At 66.6% G+C, this 20,097-nt stretch carries 15 protein-coding genes and 1 pseudogene; 10 read left to right on the forward strand and 6 right to left on the reverse strand.

Features of this window, described 5'->3' with window-relative positions; all coding sequences use genetic code 11:
- Nucleotides 1–44: 44 nt before the first annotated feature.
- Nucleotides 45–2,330: a glycoside hydrolase family 3 N-terminal domain-containing protein gene (locus MF609_RS13865; protein ID WP_242416888.1), complete on the reverse strand. Its 2,286-nt coding sequence runs from the start codon at nucleotides 2,328–2,330 to the stop codon at nucleotides 45–47.
- A 184-nt stretch (nucleotides 2,331–2,514) separates the two neighbouring features.
- Here MF609_RS13865 and MF609_RS13870 point away from each other — a divergent pair, with 184 nt between their 5' ends.
- The 10 genes from MF609_RS13870 to aat all read left to right on the forward strand — a co-directional run bounded on the left by MF609_RS13870 (nucleotide 2,515) and on the right by aat (nucleotide 17,456).
- On the forward strand, nucleotides 2,515–3,543 hold the full coding sequence (locus MF609_RS13870) for a LacI family DNA-binding transcriptional regulator (RefSeq protein WP_242416889.1): 1,029 nt from the start codon (nucleotides 2,515–2,517) through the stop codon (nucleotides 3,541–3,543).
- Nucleotides 3,540–6,599, forward strand: a complete 3,060-nt coding sequence (locus MF609_RS13875) for a TonB-dependent receptor (RefSeq protein WP_242416890.1) — start codon at nucleotides 3,540–3,542, stop codon at nucleotides 6,597–6,599. The genes MF609_RS13870 and MF609_RS13875 overlap by 4 nt, the downstream gene beginning before the upstream one ends.
- A gap of 76 nt (nucleotides 6,600–6,675) precedes the next feature.
- A complete protein-coding gene (locus MF609_RS13880; RefSeq protein ID WP_242416891.1) occupies nucleotides 6,676–8,079 on the forward strand; it encodes a glucoamylase family protein in 1,404 nt (467 codons plus the stop codon).
- Entirely contained in the window at nucleotides 8,076–11,114 is a 3,039-nt protein-coding gene (locus tag MF609_RS13885; RefSeq protein ID WP_242416892.1) for a discoidin domain-containing protein, read from the forward strand. Before MF609_RS13880 ends, MF609_RS13885 begins: the two co-directional genes overlap by 4 nt.
- A 52-nt stretch (nucleotides 11,115–11,166) precedes the next feature.
- The gene (gene coxB, locus MF609_RS13890; RefSeq protein ID WP_242416893.1) at nucleotides 11,167–12,141 is read left to right on the forward strand and encodes a cytochrome c oxidase subunit II; all 975 of its coding nucleotides are present in this window, start codon (nucleotides 11,167–11,169) and stop codon (nucleotides 12,139–12,141) included.
- Nucleotides 12,138–14,663, forward strand: a complete 2,526-nt coding sequence (locus MF609_RS13895; protein ID WP_242416894.1) for a cbb3-type cytochrome c oxidase subunit I — start codon at nucleotides 12,138–12,140, stop codon at nucleotides 14,661–14,663. Before coxB ends, MF609_RS13895 begins: the two co-directional genes overlap by 4 nt.
- A complete protein-coding gene (locus MF609_RS13900; protein WP_242416895.1) occupies nucleotides 14,660–15,040 on the forward strand; it encodes a hypothetical protein in 381 nt (126 codons plus the stop codon). Before MF609_RS13895 ends, MF609_RS13900 begins: the two co-directional genes overlap by 4 nt.
- Nucleotides 15,037–15,630: a cytochrome c oxidase assembly protein gene (locus tag MF609_RS13905; RefSeq protein WP_242416896.1), complete on the forward strand. Its 594-nt coding sequence runs from the start codon at nucleotides 15,037–15,039 to the stop codon at nucleotides 15,628–15,630. The genes MF609_RS13900 and MF609_RS13905 overlap by 4 nt, the downstream gene beginning before the upstream one ends.
- On the forward strand, nucleotides 15,627–16,676 hold the full coding sequence (locus tag MF609_RS13910; RefSeq protein WP_242416897.1) for a c-type cytochrome: 1,050 nt from the start codon (nucleotides 15,627–15,629) through the stop codon (nucleotides 16,674–16,676). The genes MF609_RS13905 and MF609_RS13910 overlap by 4 nt, the downstream gene beginning before the upstream one ends.
- 39 nt (nucleotides 16,677–16,715) lie before the next feature.
- Complete coding sequence (gene aat, locus MF609_RS13915) at nucleotides 16,716–17,456, forward strand: leucyl/phenylalanyl-tRNA--protein transferase (RefSeq protein ID WP_242416898.1); 741 nt, start codon at nucleotides 16,716–16,718, stop codon at nucleotides 17,454–17,456.
- A 35-nt stretch (nucleotides 17,457–17,491) separates the two neighbouring features.
- Here the strand turns inward: aat and MF609_RS13920 are convergent.
- The 5 genes and pseudogenes from MF609_RS13920 to MF609_RS13940 all read right to left on the reverse strand — a co-directional run.
- A pseudogene (locus tag MF609_RS13920) lies at nucleotides 17,492–17,725 on the reverse strand (DUF2155 domain-containing protein); the annotation flags it as partial.
- A gap of 215 nt (nucleotides 17,726–17,940) precedes the next feature.
- Complete coding sequence (locus MF609_RS13925) at nucleotides 17,941–18,333, reverse strand: NADH:ubiquinone oxidoreductase subunit NDUFA12 (protein ID WP_242416899.1); 393 nt, start codon at nucleotides 18,331–18,333, stop codon at nucleotides 17,941–17,943.
- 45 nt (nucleotides 18,334–18,378) lie between these two features.
- Nucleotides 18,379–18,864 (reverse strand): DUF192 domain-containing protein, encoded by a 486-nt coding sequence (locus MF609_RS13930; protein WP_242416900.1) that lies wholly within the window; start codon nucleotides 18,862–18,864, stop codon nucleotides 18,379–18,381.
- Between the two features lie 4 nt (nucleotides 18,865–18,868).
- Nucleotides 18,869–19,453 carry a cold shock domain-containing protein gene (locus MF609_RS13935; protein ID WP_419723106.1) on the reverse strand — a complete coding sequence of 195 codons (585 nt, stop codon included), beginning with the start codon at nucleotides 19,451–19,453 and terminating at the stop codon, nucleotides 18,869–18,871.
- A gap of 66 nt (nucleotides 19,454–19,519) precedes the next feature.
- On the reverse strand, nucleotides 19,520–20,047 hold the full coding sequence (locus tag MF609_RS13940; RefSeq protein WP_242416901.1) for a regulatory protein RecX: 528 nt from the start codon (nucleotides 20,045–20,047) through the stop codon (nucleotides 19,520–19,522).
- Nucleotides 20,048–20,097: the final 50 nt, after the last annotated feature.

Consider the following 20,097-nt stretch of genomic DNA (forward strand, 5'->3'; position numbering starts at 1 on the left):
GAGGGGGTTAACGCGCGACGACCGACAAGGGGTGCGCGGGAACGTCAGGCCAGCACGAAGCTGCCGTTGACGCCATCCGCCTCGGCCGACGGCGCGACCCAGATACGGAAAGCGCCCGGTTCGACGGTCGGGCGATTCTGTGTGCCGATGAAGCGCAGGTCGTCGGCGCGGAGGGTGAACTCCACGACCTTCGATTCACCCGGTGCCAGCGCCACGCGCTGAAACGCCTTCAGTTCGCGCACCGGCCGGGTGATGCTGGCGGCGACGTCGTGGATGTAGAGCTGCACCACCTCGGTCGCGGCGCGGGTGCCGCTGTTGGTGACCTTCGCGCGAACCTTCAACGCACCGTCGCTGTTCAGCCGCCCGCCGCCCAGATCAAGGTCGCTATAGGCGATGCGGCCATAGGTCAGCCCGTGCCCGAACGGGAAGCGCGCGGCGTTCGCGCCTTCGCGATAGCGCGCCTTATACTCCATGAGCGGCCCCGGTGGATTGGGGCGACCGGTGGTCTTGTGCGCATAATAATAGGGCTGCTGACCGGTCGAATAGGGAAAGCTGACCGGCAGGCGGGCGGAAGGCGACATGTCGCCGAACAGGATGTCGGCGGTCGCCGGGCCGCTCTGCGACCCCAGGAACCAGGTGACGAGGATCGCGCGCGCGGCGAGCACCGGCTTGTCCAGCACCATCGCGCGGCCATTGCGCAGCAGGATGACGGTCGGCTTGCCCGTGGCCAGCACCGCCTCGGCGAGGTCGAGTTGCGCCTGCGGGATGCCGATATCGACACGCGACTGTGCCTCGCCCGACATGCGTTGCGATTCGCCGATCGCCAGCAGCACCACGTCTGCCTGCGACGCGGCGATCACCGCCGCTTCGATCCCGCCGGGGATCGCGTCGGTGATGCCTGAACCATCGACTGCCGTGACGGTCGAGGGATCGGTGACAGCGGCGCGGACGCCGGTCAGCAGGTCGACCGCCTCGGCATCCGACCCATAGACGTTCCATGTCCCGATCAGCTCGCGCTGCCCCTGCACGAACGGCCCGATCAGCGCGATCTTCTTGCCCGACTTGGGCAGCGGCAACAGGTCGCCGTCATTCTTCAGCATCACGATCGACCGCGCACCGGCCTCACGCGACAGCTTCAGATGGGCAGGCGTACGCACCCGCTGCTTTTCACGGCGCGGATCGATGCGGCGGAACGGATCGTCGAACAGGCCCAGTTGCGCCTTCAGCGCCAGCACCCGGCGCACGGCCTGGTCGAGCCGCGCCATCGGCACCTCGCCCTTGGCGACCAGATCGGGCAGATGCTTGATGTAGAAGCCCGACTGCATCGACATATCGACGCCGGCGAGGAAGGCGAGCTTCGTCGCCTCGCGCGCATCCGCCGCAAAGCCGTGCGCGATCAGTTCCTCGTCGCCGGTATAATCGGACACGACCAGCCCGCCGAACCCCCATTCCTTGCGCAGGATCGTGTCGAGCAGCCACGGATTGGCGGTCGCGGGCACGCCCGACAATTCGTTGAACGAGGCCATGGTCGTCGGCGCGCCGGCGGCAAAGGCGGTCTGGAACGGCGGAAAATAGGTTTCGCGCAGCGTGCGTTCGGAAATGTCGACAGTATTGTAGTCCAGCCCGGCCTCCGCCGCGCCATAGGCCGCGAAATGCTTGGCACAGGCGGCGACGGCGTCGTCGGCGGTCAGTCCGCGACGGCCCTGGAATCCGCGCACGCGCGCATCGGCCATGGTCTTGCCGAGCAGCAGGTCCTCGCCCGCCCCTTCGATCCCGCGACCCCAGCGCTGGTCCCGTGCGATGTCGACCATCGGCGCGAAGGTCCAGTCGATTCCGGCCGCCGAAGCCTCGACCGCCGCCGCGCGCGCGGTGCGCTCGGCAAGATCGGCGTCGAAGCTGCCCGCCTCCGCCAGCGGCATCGGGAATACCGTGCGGAAGCCATGGATGATGTCGGCGGCGAACAGCAAAGGCACCTTCAGCCGCTGTTCGCGCATCGCGACCAGCTGCATCCGCCGCGCCATTTCCGCGCCATTGCCGTTGAACACGCCCGTCAGCCGACCGCTACGCACCTGCGCCAGCTGTTCGTCGAACGTCGCGGTCGCGCTGATCGGGTTCAGCGCATTGGCGGCACCCCCGGCCCAGGCGGCGGCCATCAGCGTCAGCTGTCCGCACTTTTCCTCGACCGTCATCTGGCCGATCAGCGCCTCGACCGATGCCGGCAGGCGATCGCCCGCCTGCGCCAGCAATGCCCGTGCCGGTGACGCGCTCCATGCGGCCACCGCGCCCGCGCCCATCAGCCATGCGCGCCGCGAAATCTGGATGTCGTCCATGCGATCCCCTCTGTGTCGTTTGCGCAACGATTCAGTCGCGCCTGTGTTTCAAATCCGGTCATTCGAATCTGTGGTTGAAGCGCGTTGTAGATTCTTGTAACCGGTTACATCAAGAGCGAACGGCAGGCAGCCGTCGGATTCGCTGCGATGGGCGCGGCGATGGCAGGGAGTGGACCGAAAGAGCATGGCGAATGCCACCATCCGCGATGTGGCTCGCGCGGCGGAAGTTTCCGTCGCTTCGGTTTCGCGCGTCCTCAACCGCCACGACAATGTTCGCCCCGCCCTGCGCGAGAAGGTCGAGGCCGCTGCACGGGCGCTCGGCTATGTGCCCCATGCCGGCGCACGTTCGCTCAGCCTCGCCCGGTCGAACGCGATCGGCGTGGTGCTGCCGGACCTGCACGGCGAATTCTTCTCCGAACTGTTGCGCGGCATGGATCGCGAGGCGTCGGAGCGCGGGCTGCAGCTGCTGCTGTCGAACATGCACGCCGATCCGGCGCGTGGCGTTGAGGCACTCCATACCATGCGTGGCCGCGTCGACGGGCTGGTGGTGATGGCACCGCATATCGACCCCGACCTGCTGTTCGATCACCTGCCGCCGGGCGTGCCCGCCGTGCTGGTCAGCTGCGCGCCGCACCGACAGCCGCGCCCCGAACTGCGCATCGACAACGCCGCCGGTGCGCGGACGATGGTCGAGCATCTGGTCGCGAGCGGTCGGCGGCGGATCGTGCATCTGGCGGGTCCTTCGGGAAATATCGATGCCGAAGAACGACTTGCCGGATACCGCAAAGCGATGGCCGCCGCTGGCCTGGAATCTATCGTCGAGCGGGGAACCTTTCTCGAAGAGTCGGGCGTTTCCGTAGCGGAAAAGCTGGTTCGGGAGGGGGCGGACGTCGATGCGGTATTTGCCGCCAACGACATGATGGCGATCGGTGCGCTGATGGCGTTTCGCCGCGCCGGCATCGCCGTGCCCGACCGGATCGCCATTGCCGGGTTCGACGACATTCCGCTCGCCCGTCTCATTTCGCCATCGCTCACCACGCTCCGCATCGACATCGCGGAACTGGGCGAACGCGCGGTCGCCCGCCTGATCGAACAGATCGATGGCGGCGACGACACCCGCGTCGAGCTGCGCGCACCGCTGCTGGTCGTGCGCGATACCACTTCACCAAGGGAAGACCCGGAAAACCGGGAAGCAAGGGGAATATACGCATGAGGAAGACCATGATCCGCGCGGCGCTCGCCGCCGCGACGACGCTGGCGACGGGGGCGGTGCTCGCTCCGGTCGCTGCGCACGCCCAGGTCGGCCAGGCATCGCTGCGCGGCACGATCACGTCGCCGCCGGGAAACGCCGTCGAGTCGGTCACCATCGTCGAAGTGAACACGGGCTTCCGACAGACCGTGCGCGTCGGACCGGACGGTCGCTACAATTTCGCGTCGCTGGGGGCGGGTACCTATCGGCTTGAAATCAAACTGGCGACGAACACTCGAAATTCCGACAATTTCACCCTGAACGTGTCGCAGAATGCCGGGCTCGACATCGATCTGGCGAACACCCCCGCCGCACCGACAGGCGAAACGACCGAGACCGATCCGGGCAGCGTCGCATCGAACGACCAGGAAATCGTCGTCACCGGCAGCCGTATCCGCACCCTGTCGGGGGGACAGGTCGGCGCGATCATCAGCCAGCGTCTGATCGAGCAGCTGCCGCAGAACAGCCGCAACTTCCTGGCGTTCGCCGATCTCGCCCCGGGCGTGCGCTTCGTCGAGGAAGGCTCTGGCGGCCAGGCCCGCCTCCAGGGCGGCGCGCAGCGGTCGAACTCGATCAACGTGTTCATCGATGGCGTCAGCCAGAAGGACTATGTCCTGAAGAACGGCATCACCGGCCAGGATTCGACGCCGGGCAACCCGTTCCCGCAGCTGGCAGTCGGTGAATATCAGGTGCTCTCGTCGAACTACAAGGCGGAGCTGGATCAGGTCAGTTCGGTGGCGATCATCGCCGGCACCAAGTCGGGCACCAACGAATTCCATGGCGAAGGGTTCTTCGACTATACCGATCAGAATCTGCGCGCCAAACGCCCGACCGAAATCTTCCCGACACAGATCGACAAGGTGGAAACGGTCGACAAGCAGTTCGGCGGCGCGCTGGGCGGTCCGATCATCAAGGACGTGATGCACTTCTTCGTCAGCTATGAAGGCAAGCGTCGCGAACTGCCGATCGACATCCTGCCGGGCAACGGCGTGGCGATCGATTCGCTGCCGGCGCAGTATCGCGATATCTTCGGTTCCTACTCGTCGTCGTTCAAGCAGGACCTGTATTTCGGTAAATTGTCGATCCAGCCGACCAGCCGCGACCTGATCGAACTCACCGGGCGCTATCGGGACGAAAGCGGTATCCAGATCGGATCGGGCACCGCTGCCTTCTCGACCGCAACCAACAACAAGGTCGAGGAAACCCGCGCGCTCGGCCGCTGGCAGCATACCGAGGATAATTGGGTCAACGAACTGCGCGTGTCGTATGAGGACGTGACCTGGGGCCCCACCCCGCTGACCTCCGACATCGGCCAGCTATTCCGCCGTACCGACCGGACCGCGACCAGCGTCAACCAATATGACCTGTTCCGCATCGGTGGCGGCACCAACTTCCAGGACAAGGGCCAGAAGGGTTGGACCGTCCAGAACGACTTCACCTACACCGGGTTCGAAGGCCACACGCTGAAGACCGGCGTGAAGGGAAAGTGGGTTACGCTCAATTCGCTGCAGCAGAACCAGTTGAACGGCGTCTATACCTATGACACCAGCCTGAACGGTGCTGGAAGCTTCAACGACCAGGTACCGTACCAGCTGCAGTTCGGCGCACCGAGTGGCTTTGGCAATCCGGTAGTGGAATCGAAGAACTTCCAGTTCGGCATTTATGCGCAGGACGACTGGGACGTGAACGACCGGCTGACGCTGAACATCGGCGTCCGCTGGGATTACGAGCGCACCCCGGCCTTCCTCGATTTCGTCACACCGCAGGCGAACCTGACCGCAGTGTCGGCCGCACAATATCCGAACCTTCAGAACACCGACTACAATATCAACGACTACATCTCGACCGGCAACAACCGGAAGGCGTTTACCGGCGCGATCCAGCCGCGTCTGGGCTTCACCTACCGCATCGACGAGGAAGGCCGCTTCACCCTGTTCGGCGGCTATGGCCGATCCTATGACCGTAACCAGTTCGACTTCCTGCAACAGGAGTTGACGGTCGGGTCGTTCCAGACCCGCACCTTCCAGTTCCTGAATGCGAACACGGTCAACCCCTGCACCGCATCGGCGACCTGTATCCAGTGGAACCCGATCTATTTGACGGCGGAAGGCCGCCAGCAGTTGGCAAACAGCAGCGTGGGCGGCGGGCGCGAGTTGCGGTTCATCCGTAACGACTTGAAGGTACCCTATTCGGACCAGTTCAGCCTAGGCCTGCGTTCGCGCTTCCGCCCGGTCGAATTGGAAGTCGGCTATACCCATGTCAGCAGCCGCGATGGCTTCGTGTACCTTCTGGGCAACCGTCGCCCGGACGGGTCGTTCTTCTTCGACAACCCCGCCAGCACGACCGACACGCCGCAGTCGCCGTTCGGCTTCACGCCGCCTGGCTTCGGGTCGATCCTGATCGGCGACAACGGCCTGGAGACCAACGCCGATACGGTCTACGCCAAGATCACGAAGCCCTACACGGAAACCTCGCCGTGGAGCCTCGACGCCACCTATACCTTCACCGAGGCGGAGGAGAACCGTCAGTTCGGCGAGACGTTCAGCCTCGATTTTGCGAAGATCAGCGATTACCCGACGCTGCGGTCGGTCGGCGTGCCGCGCCACCGCTTCGTCATCGCGGGTAGCACCGATACGCCGATCGGGGTCAGCCTGTCGGGCAAGTTTTCGATCGAATCGCCGATGTACATGATCGCACCGCTGGTTTCGTCGGTGCCGTTCGACCGGACACTTGTCGGTCGGTTCCGCGACTCGTTGGGCGACGAATGGGGTCGGCGTCAGCTCGATTTTGCTGCAACGAAGTACATCAATGTCGGTTTCCCGAACGATCAGGCCCGAATCCGCCTGCGCGTCGACGTCATTAACCTCATGAACGACCGCAACTTCGTCGACTTCAACAACAACCCGACCGACAACACCCGTACGGCAGGTTCGCCGTCGGTGTACGGCGAACGTTCGTCGTTCAGCGTCGGGGGTAACCCGCCGCGGACGATCAAGCTGTCGGCCGGGTTCAGCTTCTAATCCCTTCCCTCCCCTGCCGGGACAGGCTCCCCCGCCTGTCCCGGCTTTTTTTATGTCCAGTAAAGGGGCCTGCAACGTGATCGATCGCCGCTTCTTCCTTGCCGCCAGCACCGCCGCGCTTGTCGGGGCCTGCACGCCACGGACCGGGATCGCCCCTGCCCCCGCCCGCAACCCCGACCTGCTCTCCGATATTCAGGAACGCGCGTTCCGCTTCTTCTGGGACACGACCGATGCCGCGACCGGCCTTGCGCCCGATCGCTGGCCGACGCCCAGTTTCGCCTCGATCGCCGCGATCGGCTTTGCGCTGACCGCTTACGGCGTCGGCGAGAAGCATGGCTGGATCACGCGCCAGCAGCATCGCGACCGCACGCTCGCCAGCCTCGAATTCCTCGCAAAGGCGCCCTCCGGCCCCGCCGCGACCGGCGTGAGCGGCTACAAGGGCTTTTTCTACCATTTCCTCGATGCGAAGACCGGCACGCGCTATGGCCGGACCGAATTGTCGACGATCGACACGTCGTTGCTGCTGGGCGGCGTGCTGTTCGCGCAAAGCTGGTTCGACCGTGCCGACCCGGCCGAAGCGCGCATCCGCGACCTTGCCGAGCAACTCTATCGCGCGGTCGAATGGGACTGGATCGTGCCGCGCCCGCCCTTCGTGTCGATGGGCTGGCATCCCGAGCGCGGCTTCATCCCGCACGACTGGGCGACCTATAATGAAGGCATGATCCTGTACGTGTTGGCGCTGGCCAGCCCGACGCATCCGCTGCCCCCCGCGACCTGGGCCGCGCTGACGCAGAAGTTCGACAAGAGCTGGGGCAATCGCTGGGGCGAGCCGCACCTGCAGTTCGCGCCGATGTTCGGCCACCAGTACAGCCATGTATGGATCGATTTCCGCGGCATCCGCGATCCCTATATCGCGTCGAAGGGCATCGATTATTTCGAGAACAGCCGCCGCGCGACCTATGCACAGCGCGCCTATGCCAATGAAAATCCGGGGCAGAAGATCGGCTATGGCGACGATTGCTGGGGCCTGACCGCGTGCGATGGGCCCGGCGATTTCAAGGTCACGATCGACGGGCGGGAGCGCGAATTCTTCAGCTATTCCGCGCGCGGTCCGGGCGAGCGGGACGACGGGACGCTGGCGCCGACCGCCGCGCTCGGGTCTGTCGCCTTCGCGCCCGAAATCGTCGAGCCGATGATCGGGAAGATGCACGCCCGCTATGGTGCCGGCATCTATGACAAATATGGCTTCCTCGACAGTTTCAACCCGACGCTGACCCGCACCGAACGGCCGTTGCAGCATGGCAAGCTGGTGCCCGACGTGGGCTGGGTCGATGGCGATTATCTGGGCATCGATCAGGGGCCGATCGTGCTGATGATCGAGAATCTGCGCACGGGACTGATCTGGGACGTGATGCGGCGCAATCCGCATATCCGCCGCGGGCTGGAACGCGCCGGGTTCACCGGGGGCTGGCTGGCGTGATCCCATTCGTCCTGATCGCGGCGGCGGCGCAGGCCCAGCCGCTCGATACATTCGACGATGTGGCGGCATGGCGCGCCGCCTCGTCGGACGGCGTCAGCGCGACGGCCACCGCCGTGCCGGGCGCGACGGACAAGGCACTGCAACTACGCTACGATTTCGCGAAGGTGTCGGGCTATGCCTTCGTGCGCCGGGCGCTGCCGATCACCTTCCCGGCCAATTGGGAAATGCGGCTGAAGGTGCGTGGCACCGGCGGGGTCAACGACCTGCAGATCAAGTTCACCGATGCCGACGGCACCAATGTGTGGTGGGTGACCAAGCCCAATTTCCGTCCCTCCGCCGATTGGCAGGAACTGCGCATCCGTCCGCGCGACGTGCAGTTCGCCTGGGGACCGACGACCGACAAGAGGCTGAAATCCACGCAGGCGGTCGAGATCGTCGTCGTGCGCGGTCGCGACGGTGGCGCGGGCACGATCGAGGTCGATGACTGGACCTTCGAAGCCCTCCCCCCGCCCCGTCCGCTGCCCGCACCGGTGGCAAGCGATGCACGCGCGACCGATGGCGACCGGACAACGGTCGCCAAGGGCCCGGTGACGATCGATTTCGGCGGGCCACGTGAACTGGGCGGGCTGGTGCTGCACTGGGCCGGCGCCGCGCCGACCTACGCCATCGAAGCGAGCGACGACCGTCGCCGCTGGCGCAACCTGCGCAATGTTCGCCAAGGCGATGGCGGCACCGATCCGATCGCCCTGCCCGATACCGAAACCCGCTATCTGCGGATCAGCGGGGCGAAGGGGCTGGCCGAGGTCGAGGTCAAGGATCGCGCCTGGGCGGAGACGCCCAACGCCTTCATCGCCGATCTCGCCCGCAACGCTCCGCGCGGCCGCTTCCCGCGCGGCTTCACCGAGCAAAGCTACTGGACCCTCGTCGCCAGCGATGGCGGCGCGGTCAGCGGGTTGATCGGCGAGGATGGCGCGATCGAGATCGCCAAGGGCGGCTTCTCGGTCGAACCGTTCGTGGTCGACGACGGTCGGACCATTGCGTGGAGCGATGTCGCGACCGGACACACCCTTGAGGACGGCTATCTGCCGATCCCCCACGCGCTGTGGACCGCGACCGGGTGGACGCTCGACACCAGCCTGTTCGCCGATGCGGACGGTAGAAGGCTGATGGCCCGTTGGACGCTGAAGAACACCGGTAACGCGCCGCGCACCCTGCGACTGGTGCTGGCGGTGCGGCCGTTCCAGGTGAACCCGCCCGCACAGTTCCTCAGCCAGCGTGGCGGCGTCAGCCCGATCTCGACGCTGGCTTGGGATGGCAGCGCGATGGCGGTGACCACGCCCGGTGCGATCGCGGGCGATGCGGCGGTCACGCGGCGGCTGTTCCCGCTCGCCGCCCCGGCACAGGCATGGGCCACGCCGTTCGATCAGGGCGCGCTCGCCGGTCCGGCCAAACCGGGTGAGGCAGTGCGGGTCGACGATCCGACGCAACTCGCATCGGGTGGCCTTGCCTATGATGTCACACTGGCGCCGGGCGAAAGCTGGACCACGGCAATGGCGCTGGGCGGCGATGGCCCGATCACGCAAGCGGCACTCGATGCCGCCCATGCTGCGACCCGCGCCAGCTGGCAGCGGACGCTGGGTGCCGTGACGATGCGCGTGCCCGCGATGAAGCAGCCGCTCGCCGATACGGTCAAGTCGGCGCTGGCGCAGGTGTTGATGAGTCGCGACGGCCCGGCCCTCAAACCCGGCACCCGCTCCTACGACCGCAGCTGGATTCGCGACGGCGCGATGATGACCGAGACGATGTTGCGCATGGGGCTAGTCGCGCCCGGCCGCGCCTTTGCCGATTGGTACGGGCCGAACCTGTTCGCCAATGGCAAGGTGCCGTGCTGCGTCGACGCGCGCGGGCCGGACCCGGTGCCGGAGAATGACAGCCACGGGCAATATATCCACCTAGTCACCGACCTGTACCGCTACACGGGTGACAAGGCGGCACTGGCGCGCGACTGGCCGAAGCTGGACGCCGCGCGGAAATATATGGAAAGTCTGGCCCAGTCCGAACGGACCGCGACCAACCAGACGCCCGAGCGGCGGATGCTGTACGGGCTGATGCCGCCATCGATCAGCCATGAAGGCTATTCGGCCAAGGCGCAGTACAGCCTGTGGGACGATTTCTGGGCGCTGACCGGCTACAAGGACGCCGCCTTCGCCGCGCGCGTGCTGGGCAAGCCGGAGGCGGCGGAGATCGAGGCGCAGCGCGACCGGTTCCAGCGCGACCTGCACGCCGCCATTGATGCCGCCGTGAAATTCTGGAAGATCGACTATATTCCCGGTGCGACCAGCATGGGCGATTTCGACGCGACCTCGACCACCATGGGGCTCGACCCGGCCGGGGAACAGGCGCGGCTCGATCCGACACTGCTCGCCAACACCTTCGACAGGCAATGGCGGCGCGTGATGGCGCGGCCGGTCAGCGGCGACTGGGCGGACTATACGCCGTATGAGCTGCGCAACGTGTCGGCGATGGTCCGGCTGGGCTGGCGCGAGCGGGCGAACCGGATGCTCGATTTCTACATGGGCGACCGGCGGCCCGGCGGATGGAATGGCTGGGCCGAAGTGGTCGGTCGCGACCCGCGCGAAATCCGCTTTCTTGGCGACGTGCCGCACGCCTGGGTCGCGTCGGATTATATCCGCGCCGCGCTCGACCTGTTCGCCTATGTCGAACCGGAGCGACAGGCGATCGTGCTGGCCGGTGGGCTGGACGGCGACTGGCTGGCGGGCACCGGATCGGACGTTCGCGGGCTGCGCACCCCCTTTGGCACGGTCGACCTCGCCATCCGGGCCGAGGGGGACGCGGTCGTCGCGACCATCGGCGGCGGGGCGACGCCGCCGGGCGGCTTCGTACTGCCCTGGCCGCTAGACGGGGAAGCCGGGCGCGCAACGATAGATGGAAGGCCCGCGAAGATTGCCGGTGACGGCCTACACATCCCGGCGCGAAACGGACCAATTTCGGTGCGGATGGAACGCAGGCGCTGAAATCTCGTTTCGTTAGCGTGCCGTATAATCCGGCGCGGGGCGAAAGGGGAATATGCGCGGCGTCAAAGCCAGTGTGGGTGCAGCCGCGTTGCTGCTGCTGGGGGCGTGCAACCGTCACCAGTCGGCGCTCGACGTGTTCGGTGACGAAGCCGCCACCGTCCGCCATCTGACCGTTGTCATGCTGATCGGCGCGATCGTGATCGCCGCCGGCGTCGCCGCGCTGATGATCGCCGCCGTGCGCGCGCCGGAGGGAAAACTGACGCTGAAGGGCGGGATGCGCCTGGTCGGCTGGCTGGGCGGCGCGCTGCCCGTCGTCGTGCTGCTGGGACTGCTGCTCTACAGCCTGCCCGCGATGCGGCCGCTGCCGGTGGCACGGAACGACCTGCGCATCGCGGTGGAGGGTGAGCAATTCTGGTGGCGGGTCCGCTATCAACCGCCGGGTGCCGCGCCGGTCGTCACCGCCAACGAAATCCGCATTCCCGTCGGCCGCGTCGTACAGTTCGACCTGACCGCAGGCGACGTGATCCACAGCTTCTGGATCCCCGGCCTTGCCGGCAAGATGGACATGATTCCGGGCCGGACCAACACGCTGGTCGTGCGGGCGACCAAGGCCGGCCGGTTCCGTGGCGTCTGCACCGAATTCTGCGGTCTCAGCCATGCCTTGATGGCGTTCGACGTGGTGGCGATGGAGCCGGCCGCGTTCGACGCCTGGCTCGCCAACGAACGCCGCCCTGCCGCGCCAGCCGCCGATACCGCCGCCGGGGCGCGTGCCTTTGCCGCCAATGGCTGTACCGGTTGCCACGCTATCGCCGGCACGCCGGCCGCCGGGCAGATCGGCCCCGACCTGACTTATATCGGCAGCCGCACGTCGCTGGGCGCGGGCACCACGCCGATGACCCGCGACGCCCTGGTCCGCTTCATCGTTGATGCGCCCGCGGTCAAACCGGGCGCGCGAATGCCCGCCTACCCACAATTGTCGCGCCAAGACGCACAGGCGATCGCCGCCTATCTGGAAAGCCTGAAATGAGCCTGCACGCGCAAGACGATCCCGCGCTCCGCGCCGCGCAGGAGGAACGGCTGCGTGCCGTGTGGAAGGCGCCGCAGGGCATTTTCCTGCGCTGGACCGACTGCAACAACAACCGGGTCGGCGCGTGGTACACGCTGACCGCGTTCGGCTTCATGCTGTTCGCGGGCGTGCTGGCGCTCATCATGCGCACCCAGCTGGCGGTGCCGGAAAACGATCTCGTCTCGGCGAACAGCTTCAACCAGCTGTTCACGCTGCACGGCTCGATGATGATGTTCCTCTTCGCCGTCCCGATGTTCGAGGCGGTGTCGATCATCCTGCTGCCCCAGCTGCTGGGTGCGCGCGACCTGCCCTTCCCGCGCCTGTCCGCCTTCGGCTACTGGTCGTTCCTGCTGGGCGGGGTGTTCGTCGGCGGGTCGATCTTCTTCAACGCCGCGCCCGATGGCGGGTGGTTCATGTACCCGCCGCTCACCACCCGCACCGACCTGTCCGGGCTGGGTGCCGATATCTGGATGCTGGGGCTGAGCTTCATCGAGGTGTCGTCGGTCGCCGCAGCGGTCGAACTGATCGTCGGCGTGCTCAAGTGCCGCCCGCCGGGGATGCGGCTCAACCTGATGCCGCTCTACGCCTGGTACATCCTGGTCGTCGCCGTGATGATCCTGTTCGCCTTCCCGCCGCTGATCGCGGGCGACGTGCTGTTCGAAATGGAGCGGTTGCTGAACTGGCCGTTCTTCGATGCGGCGCGTGGCGGCGATCCGCTGCTGTGGCAGCACCTGTTCTGGATTTTCGGCCACCCGGAAGTCTATATCGTCTTCCTGCCGTCGATCGCGCTGTTCGCGATGATGATCCCGACCTTTGCCCAGCGGCATCTGCTCGGTTATCCGTGGATCGTGCTGGCAGCAGTCGGCACCGCCTTCCTGTCGTTCGGCCTGTGGGTCCACCACATGTTCGCGACCGGCCTGCCGAAGATCAGTCTCGCCTTTTTCTCCGCCGCGTCCGAAGCGGTGGCGATCCCGACCGGCATCCAGATTTTCGCCTTCATCGCGACCTTGTGGGCCGGGAAGGTGAAGTGGTCGACGCCGCTGCTCTATGCCAGCGGATCGCTCGCCATCTTCGTCATCGGTGGCCTGACCGGCGTGATGGTCGCGATCGCGCCGTTCGACTGGCAGGCGCACGATACCTATTTCGTCGTGGCGCATCTGCATTACGTGCTGATCGGCGGCACGCTGCTGCCGCTGTTCGGCGGCCTCTATTATTACTGGCCGCTGATTACCGGCAAGAAATTGTCCGACCGCATGGGTCGCACCGCCTTCTGGATGCTGTTCGTCGGCGCGAACCTGACCTTCTTCCCAATGCATTTCAGTGGCTTGTACGGGATGCCGCGCCGGGTATTCACCTACCCCAGCGAACTCGGCATCGATTATCTGAACCTCGCCTCGACGATGGGTGCCTATCTTTTCGCGCTCGGCACGCTGGTCGTCTGCATCGACCTCGCCCGCTCGCCGTGGCGGGCCAAGGCGGTGCGCAATCCGTGGAACGCCGGCACGCTCGAATGGCTGGCGCATCCCGATGACGAGGATTGGGGCATCCGTTCGGTGCCGTTGATCGAGAGCCGCTATCCGATCTGGGACCAGAAGGATTTCGTGGCGAAGGTCGACGAGGGTCGCTTCTTCCTGCCCGATGCGGAAGAAGGCCGGCGTGAGACGATCGTGACCACCGTCCTCGACGCACGTCCGCTCTATGTCGTGCGACTGGGTACTCCCAGCTGGGTACCGATGCTGACCGCGATTGCGCTCGGCAGCGTATTCATCCTCACCACCTATCACCTGTATTGGTGGTCGCTGGCGGGTGCGATCGTGACGCTCGGCTTCGTCCTCTACTGGCTGTGGACCGGCACCGCCGAAATCCCCGAAAAGCCCTGCAAGCCGATCGGCCACGGCATCGAATTGCCGCTTTATGTCTCCGGCTCGGCAGCGCCCGGATGGTGGGCGATGTTCATCACGATGATGGCCGATGCCACCGCCTTTTCGGGCCTCGTCTTCGGCTATTATTTCTTCTGGACGGTGCATCCCGAATTCCCGCCGTCCGGCCCCGGGATGGACGGGCCGGGTACCTTCTGGCCGATGGTGGCGCTGGGCGTCGCGGCGGTCAGCTGGATCGCCACCGTGGCGGCGCGGGAGAGCAACAAGCGTGGCGGCGTCGGGGCGGCACGCGGGCTGCTGGCGCTCGGCATTCTCGCCAGCCTGGGCGGCATCTGGGCCGGGTTGCAGGGACCGATGACCACCGGGCTAGACCCGGAACTGCACAGCTATCCCGCGATCGTGTGGGTGCTGGTGATCTGGACCACCGCCCATGCCGGCGTCGGTGCGATCATGCAGAGCTATACGCTGGCGCGCAGCATCGCGGGCCGGATGACGCCGACGCATGATGCCGACCTGCGCAATATCACCGTCTATCAGCACTTCATGGCACTCACCGCCATCGTCACCTATGCGACGATCGGCCTGTTCCCGGGGGTCGCATGAAGCGCGGGCTGCACGGCATGGTGGCCAAGCTGAAGGTCACGCTCTGGTCGCTGATCGTCCCGCCGACGGTGTGGGCGGTGCATTTCCTGTTTTCCTACCTGTGGGCGGCGATCCACTGTGCGAAGGTCGGCGGGTTTCCGCGCTTTCCCATCCTCTACCTGGTCGGCACCCTAGTGGCGCTGGCGCTGATCCTCGCGGCGGGGATCGTCGCGCATCTCCAGTCGCGCGTACCGGGCGACACGCCGCCGCATGAGGAAGGCACCGACAGCGACCGCATCCGCTTTCTCGCCTTTTCGACGGTGTTGCTGGCGGCATTGAGCTTCGTGGGCGTGATCTTCACCGCCGCGCCGGTCCTGTTCCTGACGGATTGCCGGTGAGACGCGCGAGCCTGATCGTCGGCCTCGTGCTGCTCCCCGCCGGATGGCTGGCGGCGGCGCAGGCGGGAATGGTCGGGCATATGGCCGGCCATATGATCGCCGTCGCCATCGCCGCGCCGCTGCTCGCCTTCGGCCTTGCCGACAGCCGGTTCGATCCGGCCCGCCGCTGGCCGCAGACCGTTACCCCGCTGGCGATGTCGCTGGTCGAGCTGGCGACGGTGTGGGGCTGGCACCTGCCCGCGCTTCGGATGCTGGCCGACACCCATCTGGCGGCGATGATCGTCGAACAGGCGATGTTCCTGCTGGCCGGATGGCTGCTCTGGGCCGCCGTGCTGGGAACGGGGCCGGACCGGCGGGCGGCAGGGGTCGGTGCGCTGCTGCTCACCTCGATGCACATGACCCTGCTCGGCGCGCTGATCGGCCTCGCGCGGCGCCCGCTCTATCCGGCGATGGCGCATGGGATGCACGATGCGCTTGCCGACCAGCAACTGGGCGGAGTGGTCATGCTGATGATCGGCGCGGCCAGCTATTTCCTCGGCGGCCTTGCCCTGCTCGCCACCCTGTTACGCCACCCGGAGCCGACGCCATGACCATCCGCCTCACCTGGAAGCGCGTGATCGTGACGCTGCTCGGCATCTTCGCGCTCGGCATGGCCTATGCATGGTCGGGGCTGTTCAACGTCGCGGCATCGTCGGGGCATTGGGCGATCACCGACTGGTTCCTGCACTGGGTGATGCGCAATTCGGTGCAGACCCGTGCCGCATTCTCGACGCCGAAGGACGCCAAGGACGATAGCGGCCTAGTCAGCGCGGCAGGCTATTATGCGTCGTCCTGCGCCTCGTGCCACGGTGCGCCGGGCGTCCGCCCACTGCCGCTGATGCAGGCCGCGACGCCCCCCGCCCCCGATCTGTCGAAGAATGCGAAGGAGTGGACCGATCGCCAGCTGTTCTGGATCCTCGAACATGGCGTGAAGTTCAGCGGAATGCCCGCCTGGGCGACGAAGGACCGCCCGGATGAGGTCAAGCGCATGGTCGCCTTCGTCCGGCGACTGCCGACGATGACTCCGGCCGAATATCGCGTGCTGGCGGGCAGCAATGCGCAGGGCTTCGGCGCGGCGAATGGCCGGTTCGACAGCTGCGCCGGATGCCATGGCGAGGACGGCCTGGGCCGGGGCCAGCGTGACATACCGATCCTGGCCGGACAGAACCCGGCCTATCTTGCCGCCGCACTGGAAGCTTATGCTACCGGCCGTCGCCAGAGCGCGGTCATGGGCAATGCCGCCGCGCAGCTGACGCCGGAAGAGCGCGTGGCGTTGGCGCAGCGCTTCGCCGCCATGCCCGGCATCGCGCCGGGGCGCGGTGGCAACAACGATATGGCGGCGCGCCAGATCGTCGAGCGCGGCCTGCCGGACAAGCAACTGCCCGCCTGCCGCAGCTGCCACGACGCCGCCGGGGCCAAGCGCTTCCCGGTGATCGACGGCCAGCGATCGGTCTATATCGCCGAACGGTTGCGCCATTGGCGCGGGGAAAAGGAAGTGGTCGACGCGCGCAAGGACCAGGCGACGATGCCGGTCATCGCCCGCCGCATCCCCGAGAACATGATCGAGCCGGTCGCGCGCTATTTGGCCGGCGAATGACCGGTTGCCAGCGGGTGACGGCACGATAGGGTGCGCCCGATGGCACCCGATTACGATCTGGACCCGCAGACGGTCCTGCGCGCCTATGCCAGCGGCATCTTTCCAATGGCCGACGACCGCGATGCGCCCGGCATCTACTGGGTGGAACCGAAATTGCGCGGAATACTACCGCTCGACGGGTTCCATCTGTCGCGGTCGCTGCGGAAGCTGGTCGCCTCCGATCGCTACCGCGTCACCGCCGATGTGGCGTTCGAGGAAATCATCGAACTGTGCGCCGAAAGCGCGTCGGATCGCCCCGAGACCTGGATCAACGGCACGATCGAGCGGGCCTTCCTGCGGCTGCACGAAATGGGATTCGCCCACTCGGTCGAGGTGTGGGACGGCGACCGGCTCGCCGGCGGCCTGTACGGCCTCGCGCTCGGACAGGCATTTTTCGGCGAATCGATGGTCAGCCGGGCGCCGAGCGCATTGAAGGTCGCGCTGGCATGGCTGGTCGCGCGGCTGAAGGTCGGCGGATTTCGATTGCTCGACTGTCAGTTCCAGACCGACCATCTGGCGACGATGGGCGCGGTCGAAATTCCGCGCGATGTCTATTCGGCGCTGTTGTCCGACGCGCTGGGGATCGATTCGGCGGGCACCGGGCTGGTTTCCGCGGCGTTCGATGCGCTCGACCGGCGTGGGGCATTTCCCGCCGGAGCAGCCGCCCCTGCCCCGGCCGACACGGTGTCCGGGCCGGTTTCCGGGAAGGACATCGTGCAGCTCTTGGGCCACACGTCGTAGATCGGGTGCAGCACGACGTTCAGTGCCGGGCGTTCCTTGTACAGCCAGCCCGAAAAGGCCCGCCGCCACTTCGTATCGGTCCCGCGTACGTCCATCTGCACGAATGCGCCGGTATATTGCTCCTGCTCCCACGGCGCGGTGCGTTCGCAGGCGCGCAGGCGCACGATCACGTCGCCGACGCGCACCGCCTGTCCGGGCTTCAGCGTCAGGTCGCGGGTTTCGCCGTTACGCTTGTTCAGCAGCCCGACGACCGCGACGCGCTGCGCCATCGGCGTGGCCCCGGCCAGCAGGCTGCTGTCGAGACCGGCATCGACGCTGACGACTTCGGGCGCATTGGCCCGCGGACGGACCGATTCGGGTACGGCGACTTCCGCGCGCGAACCCTCGGTCGTTGCCTGTCGCGATTGCCAGCGTTGCCAGCCGAACCAGCCGCCGACCGCCAGCAGGGCCGCAATCGCCAGCCCGGCCAGCCAGCGGCGCGAATTCACGCGTCGGGGCTCCACGCCTCATAATCGCCGGTGGCGCGCACGCGGGCGCCGCCCTTGTCCAGCACGCCCGGCGGACGATAGGCGAGCGCGGTGCCGGTCTGGTTCGGGACCGCCGGCTTCTGCCACTGGCGCACCGGCGGCAGCGACTGGTCGGGCGTCCCTTCGATCTGATGGTGCAGCCAGCTGAACCATTCGGGGGGCACGCGGCTCGAATCATTCGATCCCGAATAGATCACCCAGCGGCGCGGGTTGCCCGCCGTGTCGCGACCGCCCTCATAATAGGCATTGCCGAGGTCGTCGGTGCCGACCTGCGTCTTGCCGCGCAGACCGAGCCAGGTGCCGAAGGTGGCACCGTTCCACCAGGTGAAGACGTTCGCGAGGATTCCCATGCGCGACCGCTTAGCGTAGGCCCAGGCGCACGACAATGGGGTGGATCATTTCCACGCCACCTTGTCGCCCGCCGCGATGCCCAGTTCCGCCGCACGCCCGCCGCCCAGTTCCAGCACGGCGGCGATCGGTTCGCCCGACGGCACCGGCGCTTCGGAAAAGGGCACGGTGTTTTCGGCGACGGTCGCGATCGTCCGGTCGGCGCGGATGAACAGGATGTCGAGCGGGCTTGGCGTGTTCTTCATCCAGAAATTCGCGACCTTGGGTGGCCCGCCGTCGGGGGGATAGGGTGCGAACAACATACCGGCATCGGGCGCGAGCGGCGGGCGATACATCAGCCCCTGCTGCTGCTGCGATTCGGTGGCGGCAACCTCCACGGTGAAGCGGTGTGCCGTGCCGTCGGCGGTGGTGACGGTCAGGTCGGTCTTCGCCAGTGCCGCAGGCGCGTCACCCGTCTGATCCTTGCCGTTGCACGCACCGAGCGATGCCAGCAGCGCGACCGCCGCAAACCCCGAAATTCCCACTATCCGCACGCTTTTACTCGCCCGTTTCGACCATCACGGCCAACGGCCCCTTCTGCCCCTCGAAGATGCGGGCGACAAGTCGCTGGTCAGGCTCGACCTCCTCGATCCCACCGCGACGCAGCGTCTCCATATGGACGAACACGTCGCCCGGCTGGCCGTCGCGGACCAGGAAACCATAGCCTTTCAGACGGTTGAACCATTTGACCGTCACCGGTTCGAACGGCCCCGCCTGATCCGCCAGCGCGATGCGGTCGGGCCGGTCGGCGGCGCGACGAACCGGTTCGATCGCGCTCGTCAGGTCGATGTCGAGGATCTCGACCGCCTGTACGCCACGCGAACGGCGTACCGCGTTGCAGGTGATGACTGCCCCTTCGGGCAGGGTCCGGCGACCATGCGTCTCCAGCACCGAAAAATGGACGAGGACGTCACCCACCGCCGGATCGTCGGCGACCGCGAAACCGAAACCGCGCGTGACGTCGAACCATTTGATCGCGCCACGTACCGCCGGGATCACTTCCTCATGCGCAGCCGCCATCAGCGCCGGCCCCGCCTGCCCCGTCACGCAATCATCGGCAATCGTTCGCGCTTCCAGACGCATCGTCGCTTGCTCCCCCTGCGCCCACTCTATCACGATGTTTCGCGAACGCGACGATTTCTTTACATTTCAGCTGTCCCATCCCGTATCGTCGTCGGACGGCTCCAGTCCGACGATCCGCCGGGCGAGCGCGGGGGCATGGCCGGCCCGCACCATCGCCCCGATCTGCTTCTCGCGCCGGTCGCGTTCGGCGGGCACCGCCGCAAAGGGGCCGATCCGCTTGCGCCGGGCAAAAGCGAGCGCGGCTTCCTCCGCCCCCTCCTCCAATGTCTCGCGAAATTCGCTGGCATCGTCCGCGCCCACGCCCGCCTGGCGCAATACCTCCTGCACGCGCCGCGCGCCAAGTCCCCGCCGGGTCATCGACGCCACCCGCGCCTCGGCAAAGGCACGGTCGTCGACATAGCGCAGTTCCGCCATCCGGTCGGCAAGCGCGTCGACATCGATCGGTCCCTCGCCCCCGCGCTCGCGCAGCTTGCGGTTGAGATAGGCGACCAGCTTCGCCCGCGTGGTCGCATAGCGTTCAACATAGCGTAAGGCGGCACGTTCCAGGGCGGGCTGGTCGAGCGGTGGCAGCGGACGGCGTGGGTCTCGGGACATGCGCCATGTTTGTGCCACACTGGGCGGCGATTTTGAAATCAACTGTGCCG

Source organism: Sphingomonas panni, assembly GCF_022664435.1.
Classification (GTDB): domain Bacteria; phylum Pseudomonadota; class Alphaproteobacteria; order Sphingomonadales; family Sphingomonadaceae; genus Sphingomonas; species Sphingomonas panni.

Excerpts from the sequence above, each read along its gene's own strand:
- MF609_RS13865 (WP_242416888.1), bottom strand. The coding sequence starts at position 2,330 with ATGGACGACATCCAGATTTCGCGGCGCGCATGGCTGATGGGCGCGGGC.
- MF609_RS13910 (WP_242416897.1), top strand. The coding sequence starts at position 15,627 with ATGACCATCCGCCTCACCTGGAAGCGCGTGATCGTGACGCTGCTCGGC.
- MF609_RS13925 (WP_242416899.1), bottom strand. The coding sequence starts at position 18,333 with ATGGGAATCCTCGCGAACGTCTTCACCTGGTGGAACGGTGCCACCTTC.
- MF609_RS13935 (WP_419723106.1), bottom strand. The coding sequence starts at position 19,453 with ATGCGTCTGGAAGCGCGAACGATTGCCGATGATTGCGTGACGGGGCAG.
- MF609_RS13940 (WP_242416901.1), bottom strand. The coding sequence starts at position 20,047 with ATGTCCCGAGACCCACGCCGTCCGCTGCCACCGCTCGACCAGCCCGCC.
- MF609_RS13895 (WP_242416894.1), top strand. The coding sequence starts at position 12,138 with ATGAGCCTGCACGCGCAAGACGATCCCGCGCTCCGCGCCGCGCAGGAG.
- coxB (WP_242416893.1), top strand. The coding sequence starts at position 11,167 with ATGCGCGGCGTCAAAGCCAGTGTGGGTGCAGCCGCGTTGCTGCTGCTG.
- MF609_RS13870 (WP_242416889.1), top strand. The coding sequence starts at position 2,515 with ATGGCGAATGCCACCATCCGCGATGTGGCTCGCGCGGCGGAAGTTTCC.
- MF609_RS13900 (WP_242416895.1), top strand. The coding sequence starts at position 14,660 with ATGAAGCGCGGGCTGCACGGCATGGTGGCCAAGCTGAAGGTCACGCTC.
- MF609_RS13875 (WP_242416890.1), top strand. The coding sequence starts at position 3,540 with ATGAGGAAGACCATGATCCGCGCGGCGCTCGCCGCCGCGACGACGCTG.
- aat (WP_242416898.1), top strand. The coding sequence starts at position 16,716 with ATGGCACCCGATTACGATCTGGACCCGCAGACGGTCCTGCGCGCCTAT.